This window comes from Streptomyces sp. MS191, assembly GCF_008042125.1.
Taxonomy (GTDB): Bacteria; Actinomycetota; Actinomycetes; order Streptomycetales; family Streptomycetaceae; genus Streptomyces.
Genome location: NZ_RDBI01000037.1, coordinates 102383 through 115377 on the forward strand (window position 1 = coordinate 102383; position 12995 = coordinate 115377).

Genomic DNA, 12995 nt, shown 5'->3' on the forward strand with positions numbered 1-12995 from the left:
TCAAGGGGATACCGTGACGGGGTGGCGACGAAGAAGACGAACCGGCTGGATCCCGCGCAGGTGGCGGAGGCCGCGCTGGGCCTGCTGAACGAGCGGGGCCTCGAAGGGCTCACGCTGCGCGCGATCGCCCAGGAGCTGAACGTGCAGGCGCCCGCGCTCTACTGGCACTTCAAGAACAAGCAGGCGCTGCTCGACGAGATGGCGACCGTGATGTACCGGCAGATGGTCGCCGACCCCGCGGCGCGGCCGGCCGGCGACCTGGGCTGGCAGGAGCGGATCCTCGCGGTCAACCGGGGCCTGCGCGCCGGACTGCTGCGCTACCGCGACGGCGCCAAGGTCTACAGCGGCGCCCGCTTCACCGGGACCGACTTCGCCGCGGACATGGAGCTCCAGCTCGGCTCGCTCGTCGAGGCCGGCTTCTCGCTGCACCAGGCGGTACGGGCCAGCACCACGGCGTACATGTTCACGCTGGGCTTCGTGACGGAGGAGCAGGGCGCCGAGCCGGTGCCGGGGCAGCCCCGTGAGGGCTTCGACGTCGAGCGGCGGGCGGAGCGGCTGGCCGAGTACCCGCTCTCGGCGGCGGCCGGGGCGGAGCTCTTCGCCGACTACGACACCGGTTTCGAGGACGGACTGCGCCTGATCGTCGCCGGGATCGAGGCGGTGTACGCGCCCGCGGTCCCGCCCCGCGACCCGTCCTGACACCGTCCCGCACCCGGGCCGCGGGACGGCGAACGCCCCCTGTCCCGCGCCGTGGCGCGGGACAGGGGGCGTTCGCGTGGGATCGGAGCGCTATCCGAGAGGGCCGGCCAGGGAGGCCACGGGCGCGGTCGGCGGGGTGCCCGAGCCGTCCCGTCGCGGGTCGGTCTCCGGGAGCTCGACCGGCGTGCCGTTCTGCTGCGCCGCGCGGGCCGGTGCCTCGCCCGCCCAGGCCAGCAGGAGCACGTCCTCGCCCTTCAGGAACCGCTGGCAGCGCACGCCGCCGGTCGCCCGCCCCTTGCGGGGGTACTGGTCGAACGGCGTCAGCTTCCACGACGTGCCGGTCGAGTCGTCCAGCGTGCCCGTGGAACCCGCGACCGTGAACACCACCGCGTCCGCCCCCGGATCCACCGCCGTGAACGAGAGCACCTCGGCACCGGCGCCGAGCTTGATGCCCGCCATGCCGCCCGCGGGACGGCCCTGCGGTCGCACCTGGGACGCCTGGTAGCGCAGGAGCTGGGCGTCGGACGTGATGAACACCAGGTCCTCCTCGCCCGTGCGCAGCTCGGTCGCGCCGACGATCCGGTCACCGTCCTTGAGGGTGATGACCTCCAGCTCGTCCTTGTTCGTCGGATAGTCCGGCACCACCCGCTTCACCACGCCCTGGAGCGTGCCGAGCGCCAGGCCCTGCGAGGACTCGTCGAGGGTGGTCAGGCAGACCACCGTCTCGTCGTCCTCCAGGGTGAGGAACTCCGTCACCGGCGCCCCGCCGGCGAGGTTCGGCGCGGACGCGGTGTCGGGGAGCTGGGGCAGATCGATCACCGCGAGCCGCAGCAGGCGCCCGGCCGAGGTCACGGCACCGACCTCGCCCCGCTGGGTGGCCGCGACGGCCGAGACGACCACGTCGTGCCTGACCCGCCGGCCGTCCTCCGCCGCCGGCACGTCCGCCCTCGCCGTGCGGGCCAGCAGACCCGTCGAGGAGAGCAGCACCCGGCACGGGTCGTCCGCGACCTGCAGGGCCACGGCCGCGACCGGCGCGCCCGCCGACTCCAGCAGGACCGTGCGGCGGTCCGTCCCGAACTTCTTCGCCACCGCGGCCAGTTCGCTGGAGACGAGCTTGCGCAGCTCGCTGTCCGAGTCGAGGATCCCGGTCAGCTCGTCGATCTCGCCGTTGAGCCGGTCGCGCTCGGTCTCCAGCTCGATCCGGTCGAACTTGGTGAGCCGGCGCAGCGGGGTGTCCAGGATGTACTGCGTCTGGATCTCGCTCAGCGAGAAGTGCTCGATCAGGCGCTCCTTGGCCTGCGCCGAGTTCTCGCTGGAACGGATGAGGCGGATGACCTCGTCGATGTCGAGGAGCGCGACGAGCAGGCCCTCGACCAGGTGCAGCCGGTCGCGCTTCTTGCCCCGGCGGAACTCGGAGCGGCGGCGCACCACCGTGAAGCGGTGGTCGAGGTAGACCTCCAGGAGCTCCTTGAGCCCCAGGGTGAGCGGCTGACCGTCGACCAGCGCCACGTTGTTGATGCCGAAGGACTCCTCCATCGGCGTCAGCTTGTAGAGCTGCTCCAGGACGGCCTCCGGCACGAAGCCGTTCTTGACCTCGATGACGAGACGCAGACCGTGGGCGCGGTCGGTGAGGTCCTTGACGTCCGCGATGCCCTGGAGCTTCTTGGAGCCGACCAGGTCCTTGATCTTGGAGATGACCTTCTCGGGGCCGACCGTGAAGGGCAGTTCGGTGACGACGATGCCCTTGCGGCGGGCCGTCACGGTCTCCACCGTCGTGGTGGCGCGGATCTTGAACGTGCCGCGGCCGCTCTCGTAGGCGTCCTTGATGCCGGACAGGCCGACGATCCGGCCTCCGGTCGGCAGATCGGGTCCGGGCACGAAGCGCATGAGCGCTTCCAGATCCGCGTTCGGGTGGCGGATCAGGTGGCGGGCCGCGGCGATCACCTCGCCGAGGTTGTGCGGCGGCATGTTCGTCGCCATGCCGACGGCGATCCCGGACGCGCCGTTGACCAGCAGGTTCGGGTACGCGGCGGGGAGTGCGACCGGCTCCTGCTCCTGGCCGTCGTAGTTCGGCGCGAAGTCGACGGTGTCCTCGTCGATCGACTCCGTCATCATCAGCGCCGCGGCGGCCATCCGGGACTCGGTGTACCGCATGGCGGCCGGCGGGTCGTCGTTGCCGAGGGAGCCGAAGTTGCCGTGGCCGTCGACGAGGGGGACGCGCATGGAGAACGGCTGGGCCATCCGGACCATGGCGTCGTAGATCGACGAGTCGCCGTGCGGGTGCAGCTTGCCCATGACCTCGCCGACGACGCGCGCGCACTTCACGTAGCCGCGGTCGGGGCGCAGGCCCATCTCGTTCATCTGGTACACGATGCGGCGCTGCACCGGCTTCATGCCGTCGCGGGCGTCCGGCAGCGCGCGGGAGTAGATCACGGAGTACGCGTACTCGAGGAAGGAGCCCTGCATCTCGTCGACGACGTCGATGTCGAGGATCCTCTCCTCGAACGCGTCGTCCGGCGGCGGTGTCTTCGTGCTGCGGCGGGCCATCGCGGCTGCGGCTCCTTCACCAACATGGTTGATCTGACGCGGACCATTGTGGACCGTGCCACTGACAAGTCCGACCGCGACCCGGTCAAGGCGTCCGTCGGCCGTACACGAGCGCCGCGGTACCCGGAAGAGGGACGCCACGAACCTGCGGGAACTTCGCCAGGTGTCAGCGCGCTTGCATACAGTGGCAGGACTTTTCCACATCGCGATCGAAGGGACGTACATGCCCATGGGTCACACGGCCACAGCCGAGGCCGGCTCCGGAGGCCTGACAGCGACCGAGCACCGGCTGGCCAACGGCCTGCGCGTGGTGCTCTCCGAGGACCACCTGACCCCGGTCGCCGCGGTCTGCCTCTGGTACGACGTCGGTTCGCGCCACGAGGTCGCGGGCCGCACCGGCCTGGCCCACCTCTTCGAGCACCTGATGTTCCAGGGATCGAAGCAGGTCCACGGCAACGGCCACTTCGAGCTGGTGCAGGGCGCGGGCGGTTCGCTCAACGGTACGACGAGCTTCGAGCGCACCAACTACTTCGAGACCATGCCGACCCACCAGCTGGAGCTCGCGCTCTGGCTGGAGGCGGACCGCATGGGCTCGCTGCTCACCGCGCTGGACGACACCTCGATGGAGAACCAGCGGGACGTCGTGAAGAACGAGCGCCGCCAGCGTTACGACAACGTTCCCTACGGCACCGCCTTCGAGCGGCTGACCGCGCTCGCCTACCCGGACGGCCACCCGTACCACCACACCCCGATCGGTTCCATGGCCGACCTGGACGCGGCCACCCTGGAGGACGCGCGGGCCTTCTTCCGCACGTACTACGCGCCGAACAACGCGGTGCTGTCGGTCGTCGGCGACATCGACCCCGCGCAGACCCTCGCCTGGATCGAGAAGTACTTCGGCTCCATCCCGTCCCACGACGGCAAGCTGCCGCCGCGCGACGGCACCCTGCCCGACGTCATCGGCGAGCAGCTGCGCGAGGTCGTCGAGGAGGAGGTCCCGGCCCGCGCGCTGATGGCCGCCTACCGCCTGCCGCACGACGGCACGCGCGAGTGCGACGCCGCCGACCTGGCCCTGACCGTCCTCGGTGGCGGGGAGTCCTCCCGGCTGCACAACCGCCTGGTCCGCCGCGACCGCACGGCCGTCGCGGCCGGCTTCGGCCTGCTGCGGCTCGCGGGTGCGCCCTCGCTCGGCTGGCTGGACGTCAAGACCTCCGGCGGCGTCGAGGTGCCCGAGATCGAGACCGCGGTCGACGAGGAGCTGGCCCGCTTCGCGGCCGAGGGCCCGACGCCCGAGGAGATGGAGCGCGCGCAGGCCCAGTTGGAGCGCGAGTGGCTGGACCGGCTCGGCACCGTCGCCGGCCGGGCCGACGAACTGTGCCGCTTCGCGGTGCTGTTCGGCGACCCGCAGCTCGCCCTGACCGCGGTGAACCGGGTCCTGGAGGTCACCGCCGACGAGGTGCGCGCGGTGGCCCAGGCCCGCCTGCGGCCGGACAACCGCGCGGTCCTGGTCTACGAGCCGGTCGCCGCCGAGCAGAGCGACAGCGACGAGGAAGAGGGAGCGGAGCAGTGACCGACGCCGCCGCGTCTTTGACGAGCATGGAGTTCCACCCGCAGCCGAAGCCCGGCGCGGCCCGCCCCTGGGCCTTCCCGGCCCCGGACCGCGGCGCGCTGGACAACGGCCTGACCGTGCTGCGCTGCCTGCGCCCGGGCCAGCAGGTGGTGGCCGTGGAGATCTTCCTCGACGCCCCGCTGGACGCCGAGCCCGAGGGCCTGGACGGCGTGGCCACCATCATGGCCCGCGCCCTGTCCGAAGGCACGGACAAGCACTCCGCCGAGGAGTTCGCCGCCGAGCTGGAGCGCTGCGGCGCCACGCTCGACGCGCACGCCGACCACCCCGGTGTCCGGGTCTCCCTGGAGGTGCCGGTCTCCCGGCTGCCCAAGGCCCTCGGCCTGGTCGCCGAGGCGCTGATCGCGCCGGCCTTCGTCGAGACCGAGATCGAGCGCCTGGTGCGCAACCGGCTCGACGAGATCCCGCACGAGACGGCGAACCCGGGACGCCGGGCGGCCAAGCAGCTCTCCAAGGAGCTGTTCCCGGCCGGCTCGCGCATGTCCCGGCCGCGGCAGGGCACCGAGGAGACGGTCGCCGCGATCGACGCAGCGGCCGTCCGCGCCTTCTACGAGGCCCACGTCCGCCCCGCCACGGCCACGGCCGTCGTCGTCGGCGACTTCACCGACGTGGACGTGGACAAGATCCTCGCCGAGACGCTGGGCGCCTGGACGGGCGACACCGCCGAGGCCCGCCCCGTGCCGCCGATCACGGCCGACGACACCGGCCGTGTGGTCATCGTGGACCGGCCCGGCGCCGTCCAGACCCAGCTGCTCATCGGCCGGGTCGGAGCCGACCGGCACGACCGCGTGTGGCCGGCCCAGGTCCTCGGCACGTACTGCCTCGGCGGCACGCTCACCTCCCGCCTGGACCGCGTGCTGCGCGAGGAGAAGGGCTACACCTACGGCGTCCGGTCCTTCGGGCAGGTGCTGCGCTCCGACGGTGCGGGCCACGGCGCCTCGATGCTCGCCATCAGCGGCTCCGTGGACACCCCCAACACCGGCCCGGCACTTGACGACCTGTGGAAGGTGCTCCGCACCCTCGCCGCCGACGGTCTGACGGACGCCGAGCGGGACGTGGCCGTGCAGAACCTCGTCGGCGTGGCGCCGCTCAAGTACGAGACGGCCGCCTCCGTCGCCGCGACGCTCGCCGACCAGGTCGAGCAGCACCTTCCGGACGACTACCAGGCGCAGTTGTACGCGCGGCTGGCCGAGACGGGCACGGTCGAGGCGACCGCCGCCGTCGTCAACGCCTTCCCGGTGGACCGTCTGGTCACCGTCCTCGTCGGCGACGCCGCCGCGATCGCGGACCCCGTCCGCGCGCTCGGCATCGGCGAAGTGACCGTCGTCTCCGGCTGATTGCGGAGGCCGATGGCCGAAAAGGCACGGCAGCGGGACCCCGATCGAGTGCTATGTCGGGGTCCTCTGCTTTGTCCGGAATGGAAGGCTGAGTGATCGTTTGCCCTGTGGCATGTCTTACAAACGGGCCTGTCTGTTTGGCGATTGAAAGACGGTCCGCTTAGCTTCGATCCGGCTGTTCGCCAGTTGCACCCGCCGCACCCGCGGCATCGGACAGTCATCGCCGAGTCCCCGTCAGGCGCGAGCCTGGGGAGCCGGGGACCCACAACGAAGTCCCTGGGGTGAATCGGACGCCTTCGCACCCGTGCGGAGGGGCCCGTAGGAGACCTTCCTGCTCCGAACCCGTCAGCTAACCCGGTAGGCGAGAAGGAAGGAAAGGATCAGCCACTACATGGCGTTCACCCGTGCCACCGGGAAGCATCGTGGTCCGAGCCGTCTGGCGCGCCGTGGCGTCGGCATCGCCGGCATCGCCACCCTCGCCACCACCGGCGTCATCGGAACCCTCGCTTCCCCGGCGCTCGCCGCCGACACGGAAGCCCCCTCGCTGGAGGACACCGGCCTCAACCAGACCGTCGTCGCCGACGTTCTGGCGGACACGGTGAGCGCCCAGGCCGCCGCCCAGGAGCGGGAGGCCGTCGAGGCCGCCGCCCGGGAGAAGGCCGCGGCGGAGGCCAGGCGCAAGGCCGAGGCCCGCGCCAAGGAGGCCCGCCTGGCCAAGGAGCGCGCGGCCCGCGAGGCCGAGCGCAAGCGCCTCGCCTCCTTCCAGCTCCCCGTCGCCGGCTCGTACGTCAGCACCGGCTACAAGACCGGCGGCTCGCTCTGGTCCTCCGGCAGCCACTCCGGGGTCGACTTCCACGCCTCCTCCGGCACCAAGGTCGTCTCCGTGGGCTCCGGCACCGTCGTCGAGGCCGGCTGGGGCGGCGCGTACGGCAACAACATCGTCATCCGGATGCACGACGGCACGTACACCCAGTACGGTCACCTCTCGGCCATCAGCGTCTCGGTCGGCCAGACCGTCACCCCGGGCCAGAAGATAGGTCTCTCGGGGTCGACCGGTAACTCCACCGGCCCCCACCTCCACTTCGAGGCCCGCAGCACCGCCGAGTACGGCTCCGACATCAACCCGATCGCGTACCTGCGTGCGCGCGGTGTGAACGTCTGAACCCCGCCCGCGTCAGAAAAGCCCCGGCTCGTACAGAGCCGGGGCTTTTTTGCGGGCCAGAAGATATCCATGGGTCGACGGTGGCCTTCGGAAATATCCCTCTGCTGCAATAGAGTCACCGAAGGGTCGGCGAACGGGCGTCCATCGGATGGGTTTCGCGCGGATTAAGGCGGAGGTCGAACATGCGCATTCCCGCGCACTCGGTATGCACGGCGATCCGGGACGACATCGTCTCCGGTGTCTTCGAGCGCGGCAGCCGGCTGACCGAGGAGCAGCTGGCGCGCCGCTACGGGGTCTCCCGCGTCCCGGTCCGCGAGGCTCTGCGCACCCTGGAGTCCGAGGGGTTCGTGGTCACCCGCCGGCACGCCGGGGCCCATGTCGCCGAGCCGACCGAGCAGGAGGCGGCGGACCTGCTGGACATGCGGGCCCTGCTGGAGCCGCTGGGCGCCGCTCGCGCGGCGCAGCGCCGCACCGAGGCCCATCTCAAGGTGCTGCGGGGGCTGGTCAGGCTGGGCCAGGAGCGGGCCAGGCGGGGCCAGGGGGACGACCTGCGGTCCCTGGGGGGCTGGTTCCACGAGACGCTGGCGCAGGCCGCCGGCAGTCCGGCCCTGACGGCCCTTCTCACCCAGCTCCGCCACAAGATCGCCTGGATGTACGCGGTCGAGCCGGCGGCGCAGCCGGTGGAGGAGTGGGCGGAGCACGGGGCCATCGTCGACGCGGTGGCCCGCGGCGACGCCGAGCGGGCGCGGGCGCTGACCGCGCTGCACGCCGAGCGCTCGCTGGCCCGGCACCGGCCCAAACGGTCCGGACACGGCCGTGTGAGGCCTTCGCAACATGCCGTAAACACCGCGAGCATCCGGAATTAACGGCGGCGCCGTATACAAAGAGAGTGAATACGGGGGCCGGATTTCGTGCTGCCCGTAATTCGGTGTCCGCATTTCCGGGGCCGCGATCGACCGTCCGAATCGCTCCGGGTGATTCCGGAATAGACGAAGGAGCCGCACCCGCCGGAATTCGGACGGATGCGGCTCCCGCGTGAGGTGTCGTCAGACGGTCTCGGGAAGCTCCTCGAGCCCCTCGGCAACCAGCTTCGCCAGACGGTCCAGGGCGACCTCGGCGCCGTCGGCGTCCGAAGCGAGCACGATCTCCTCGCCGCCCTGCGCACCCAGGCCGAGCACCGCGAGCATGGACGCGGCGTTCACCGGGTTGCCGTCGGCCTTGGCGATCGTCACGGGGATGCCGGAGGCCGTGGTGGCACGGACGAAGATGGAGGCGGGGCGGGCGTGCAGGCCCTCGGCCCAGCCGACGTTGACGCGGCGCTCAGCCATGGTGTTGCCCTTCAAGTCTTGGCCGGTTGTCTAGACCAGTCTCTCATGGGTTGCGAGGTGCTCGTGCCGACCTCCGGCCCGGCCGGAACAGCCCTCCGGCCCTCTTACCTTGCACGGCACCCACGTCGTGCGCGACCGGTGCCGGCGTCGTACCCCGGTCGTAGGCTGACCCCATGCAGAGCGCGTCGGAACAGCCTGAACACGCATACCCCGACCACTGGGAGGCGGACGTCGTCCTCCGCGACGGCGGCACCGCGCGCATCAGGCCGATCACCGTCGACGACGCCGACCGCCTGGTCAGCTTCTACGAGCAGGTCTCGGACGAGTCGAAGTACTACCGCTTCTTCGCGCCCTACCCCCGGCTCTCCGCCAAGGACGTGCACCGCTTCACCCACCACGACTTCGTGGACCGGGTCGGACTCGCGGCGACCGTCGGCGGGGAGTTCATCGCCACCGTGCGCTACGACCGCATCGACGCCAACGGCCGGCCCGCCAGCGCCCCGGCCGACGAGGCCGAGGTCGCCTTCCTGGTGCAGGACGCGCACCAGGGCCGGGGGGTGGCCTCGGCCCTGCTCGAGCACATCGCGGCGGTCGCCCGGGAGAGGGACATCCGGCGGTTCGCGGCCGAGGTGCTGCCCGCCAACTCCAAGATGATCAAGGTCTTCACGGACGCCGGCTACACCCAGAAGCGCAGCTTCGAGGACGGCGCCGTACGGCTCCACCTCGACCTGGAACCCACCGACCGTTCCCTCGCCGTCCAGCGCGCACGGGAGCAGCGGGCCGAGGCCCACTCCGTGCAGCGCCTCCTGGCCCCCGGCTCGGTCGCCGTGATCGGCGCCGGGCGCACCCCCGGCGGGGTCGGCCGGACGGTCCTGCGCAACCTCGTCGCCTCCGGTTACACCGGCCGCGTCCACGCCGTGAACCGGAGCCTGGAGGCGGGCGCGCCCGCCTCGTTCGACGGGGTGCCCGCCTTCCGCTCCGTGGCCGACATCGGCGAACCGGTGGACCTGGCGGTCGTCGCCGTCCCCGCGGAACGGGTGCCGGAGGCCGTCGCCGACTGCGGCGAGCACGGCGTCCGCGGCCTCGTCGTCCTCTCCGCGGGCTACGCGGAGAGCGGGGCCGAGGGCCGGGAGCGGCAGCGCGCACTGGTCCGGCAGGCCCGCTCGTACGGGATGCGGATCATCGGGCCCAACGCCTTCGGGATCATCAACACGTCGGCCGGGGTCCGGCTCAACGCCTCGCTCGCCCCGCAGATGCCGGCGGCCGGCCGGATCGGCCTGTTCACCCAGTCCGGCGCCATCGGCATCGCCCTGCTCGCCGGGCTGCACCGGCGCGGCGCCGGGCTCTCCTCCTTCATCTCCGCGGGCAACCGCGCGGACGTCTCCGGCAACGACTTCCTCCAGCACTGGTACGACGACCCCGAGACCGACGTCGTGCTGCTCTACCTGGAGTCGATCGGCAACCCCCGCAAGTTCACCCGGCTGGCGCGCCGCACGGCGGCGGTCAAGCCGGTCGTGGTGGTCAAGGGAGCCCGGCACAGCGGCAGCGCACCGCCCGGACACCGGGTGCCCGTCACCCGCATCCCGCACGCCACGGTCTCCGCGCTCCTCCGGCAGGCCGGGGTGATCCGGGTCGACACGGTCACCGAGCTGGTCGACGCCGGCCTGCTCCTCGCGGGCCAGCCGCTGCCGGCCGGACCGCGGGTGGCGATCCTCGGCAACTCCGAGTCGCTGGGGCTGCTGACCTACGACGCCTGCCTGACGGAGGGTCTGCGCCCGCTGCGCCCGCTCGACCTGACCACCGCCGCGAGCCCGGCGGACTTCCGCGACGCGCTGGCGGCGGCGCTCGTGGACGACGCCAACGACGCGGTCGTGGTGACGGCGATCCCCTGGGTCGGCGAGAACGGCGCCATCGAGTCCGGCGACGGCGAGGTCCTCGCGGCCCACCTCCGCGCGGCGGTCGCCTCCGCCCCGGCCGCGGCGAAGCCGGTGCTCGTCGTGCACGTCGAGATGGGCGGGCTGGCCGAGGCCCTCTCCGCCGCCACCAGCACCCGACCGCAGCCGGCCGCCGGCCCGGTGGGCGCGGGGCCCGCCGGCGGCCGGCCCGCCCCCGGCATCGGCATGACGGGCGAGACCGTCGACCCGCGGCCGATGCTCGTCGCCGACGTCCGGCTCTCCGCCGCGGCGCTCGTGGACCGGGCCAACTGGCACGTCTGGCCCGAGGCGCCCGGCGGCGGCGTGGCCATGTGCCCGCTGCCCGGGGCCGACCACTTCCAGCTGATCGTCGCGTTCGAGGACGAGGCGGCCCTCGTGGACACCTCGGTGGAGGCGGCGCCCCCGCCCCGTACCGACCTCGGCCCGCGCCGCCTGCCGAGCTACTGAGAGGCCACCCCGCCCGCGGCCCACCTCGCCCCTCATCGGCCCGCTAGCCGGACGGGTGCTCGCCCAAGCGTCCCGGAGCGCCCCTTCCGACGGATTAGGATGGAGTCCATGGCAAAGACCGGTACGACGACCCAGGGGCTGCGCGCGGCGATCGAGCGCAGCGGCTACTACCCGGCCCTCGTGGCCGAGGCGGTGGAGGCCGCCGTCGGTGGGGAGGCGATCGCGTCGTACCTGGTCCACCAGGAGACCACGTTCGACTCCAACGAGGTCCGCCGCCATGTCACCGTGCTCGTCCTGACGGCCAACCGTTTCATCGTCAGCCACACCGACGAGCAGAACGCCGACACCAGCTCCCCGACCCCGTACGCCACGACCTCCACCGAATCGGTCAAGCTCGACCGGATCTCCTCGGTCGTCGTCAGCCGCGTCGTCGCCAACCCGGAGTCGTACACCCCCGGCACCCTGCCCCGTGAGGTCGTCCTCACCATCGGCTGGGGCGCCGTCTCGCGCATCGACCTGGAGCCCGCCGCCTGCGGCGACCCCAACTGCGACGCCGACCACGGCTACACCGGGAACACCACCGCCGACGACCTCAGCCTGCGCGTCAGCGACGCGGGCGACGGGCCGGACACGGTCCGGCAGACCCTGGCCTTCGCGCAGTCGCTCTCCGAAGCCACCGCGGCGACCCGCTGATGGTGCAGCCCGCCGTCGTCGCCTCCGGGTGGCCGGACGACCCGGTCCCGCTCGCCCTGGACACCGCGCCCCTCCCGGCGTACGGCTCCGGCTCGCTCGCCGACCTCCTCCCGACCCTCGTCGCCGGACAGGGCGTGCCCGGGTTCGAGGCCCGGATCGCCGAGCTCGCCCCGGCTGACCGGAACTGCGTCTTCCTGATCGACGGGCTCGGCTGGGAGCAGATCAAGGCCCACCCGGACGAGGCGCCGTACCTCACCTCGCTGCTCGCCGGCTCGCGCGGCGGCACCGGGCGCCCGATCACCGCGGGGTTCCCCGCGACCACCGCCACCTCGCTCGCCTCGGTCGGCACCGGCCGGTTCCCCGGAGAGCACGGACTGCCGGGCTACACGGCCCGCAACCCCGCGACCGGCGAGCTGATGAACCAGCTCCGCTGGAAGCCGTGGACCTCCCCGCGCGTCTGGCAGCCGTACCCCACGGTGTTCGAGCTCGCCCACCGGGCCGGCATCCACACCGCGCAGGTCTCCTCGCCGATCTTCCAGGACACACCGCTCACCAAGATCGCGCTGAGCGGCGGCTCGTTCCACGGCCGGCTCTCCGGCGAGGAGCGGATGGACTTCGCCGCCGAGCAGCTCGCCGGCGGGGACCGCTCGCTGGTCTACACGTACTACAGCGAACTCGACGGCGCCGGACACCGTTTCGGAGTCGACTCCGACGCCTGGCGCGGACAGCTGATGTTCGTCGACCGGCTGGTCCAGCGCCTGGCCGAACAGCTGCCGTCCCGCTCCGCGCTCTACGTCACCGCGGACCACGGCATGGTCGACATCCCCTTCGACGAGCAGTCCCGGATCGACTTCGACGAGGACTGGGAGCTGCGGGCGGGCGTCGCCCTGCTCGGCGGTGAAGGGCGTGCCCGCCACGTCTACGCCGTACCGGGCGCCGAGGCCGATGTCCTGACCTGCTGGCGCGAGGTGCTCGGCGAGCAGTTCTGGGTGGCGAGCCGGGAGGAGGCCGTCGCGCTCGGCTGGTTCGGCCGGCCCGGCGACGGGATCGACGAGCGGGTGCACGGCCGGATCGGCGACGTCGTCGCCGCCGCCCACGACGACGTCATCATCACCGCCTCCGTCAACGAACCGCACGAGTCGGCGATGGTCGGCGTCCACGGATCCATGACGCCCGCGGAGCAGCTCGTGCCGCTCCTCGAGGTCCGTTCCTGACCCTGCC

10 protein-coding genes and 1 riboswitch are annotated in these 12995 nt (G+C 72.3%); of the genes, 8 read left to right on the plus strand and 2 right to left on the minus strand.

Annotated elements, in window-relative coordinates:
- Positions 1–21: 21 nt before the first annotated feature.
- Positions 22–699 carry a TetR/AcrR family transcriptional regulator C-terminal domain-containing protein gene (locus tag EAO71_RS06170; protein ID WP_147976758.1) on the plus strand — a complete coding sequence of 226 codons (678 nt, stop codon included), beginning with the start codon at positions 22–24 and terminating at the stop codon, positions 697–699.
- 90 nt (positions 700–789) lie between these two features.
- Here the strand turns inward: EAO71_RS06170 and EAO71_RS06175 are convergent, their stop codons facing one another.
- Positions 790–3246 carry a DNA gyrase/topoisomerase IV subunit A gene (locus tag EAO71_RS06175; protein ID WP_147976759.1) on the minus strand — a complete coding sequence of 819 codons (2457 nt, stop codon included), beginning with the start codon at positions 3244–3246 and terminating at the stop codon, positions 790–792.
- Between the two features lie 223 nt (positions 3247–3469).
- Here EAO71_RS06175 and EAO71_RS06180 point away from each other — a divergent pair, with 223 nt between their 5' ends.
- The 4 genes from EAO71_RS06180 to EAO71_RS06195 all read left to right on the plus strand — a co-directional run bounded on the left by EAO71_RS06180 (position 3470) and on the right by EAO71_RS06195 (position 8238).
- Positions 3470–4816, plus strand: coding sequence for a M16 family metallopeptidase (locus tag EAO71_RS06180; RefSeq protein ID WP_147976760.1), 1347 nt, complete (start codon positions 3470–3472; stop codon positions 4814–4816).
- 26 nt (positions 4817–4842) lie between these two features.
- Entirely contained in the window at positions 4843–6210 is a 1368-nt protein-coding gene (locus EAO71_RS06185; protein ID WP_187282582.1) for a M16 family metallopeptidase, read from the plus strand.
- Between the two features lie 211 nt (positions 6211–6421).
- A riboswitch (cyclic di-AMP (ydaO/yuaA leader) is annotated at positions 6422–6588 on the plus strand.
- Between the two features lie 13 nt (positions 6589–6601).
- Entirely contained in the window at positions 6602–7372 is a 771-nt protein-coding gene (locus EAO71_RS06190) for a M23 family metallopeptidase (protein ID WP_147976762.1), read from the plus strand.
- Between the two features lie 182 nt (positions 7373–7554).
- Positions 7555–8238 carry a GntR family transcriptional regulator gene (locus EAO71_RS06195; RefSeq protein WP_147976763.1) on the plus strand — a complete coding sequence of 228 codons (684 nt, stop codon included), beginning with the start codon at positions 7555–7557 and terminating at the stop codon, positions 8236–8238.
- Between the two features lie 180 nt (positions 8239–8418).
- On the opposite strand, the gene EAO71_RS06200 is transcribed toward EAO71_RS06195, so the two are convergent.
- Entirely contained in the window at positions 8419–8700 is a 282-nt protein-coding gene (locus EAO71_RS06200) for an HPr family phosphocarrier protein (RefSeq protein WP_147976764.1), read from the minus strand.
- Between the two features lie 173 nt (positions 8701–8873).
- On the opposite strand from EAO71_RS06200, the gene EAO71_RS06205 reads away from it, so the two are divergent.
- The 3 genes from EAO71_RS06205 to EAO71_RS06215 all read left to right on the plus strand — a co-directional run bounded on the left by EAO71_RS06205 (position 8874) and on the right by EAO71_RS06215 (position 12988).
- Positions 8874–11081, plus strand: a complete 2208-nt coding sequence (locus EAO71_RS06205) for a GNAT family N-acetyltransferase (protein WP_410093955.1) — start codon at positions 8874–8876, stop codon at positions 11079–11081.
- Between the two features lie 108 nt (positions 11082–11189).
- Positions 11190–11774, plus strand: a complete 585-nt coding sequence (locus EAO71_RS06210) for a DUF5998 family protein (protein WP_147976765.1) — start codon at positions 11190–11192, stop codon at positions 11772–11774.
- Entirely contained in the window at positions 11774–12988 is a 1215-nt protein-coding gene (locus EAO71_RS06215) for an alkaline phosphatase family protein (RefSeq protein WP_147976766.1), read from the plus strand. The genes EAO71_RS06210 and EAO71_RS06215 overlap by 1 nt, the downstream gene beginning before the upstream one ends.
- The last annotated feature ends 7 nt before the right edge of the window (positions 12989–12995 follow it).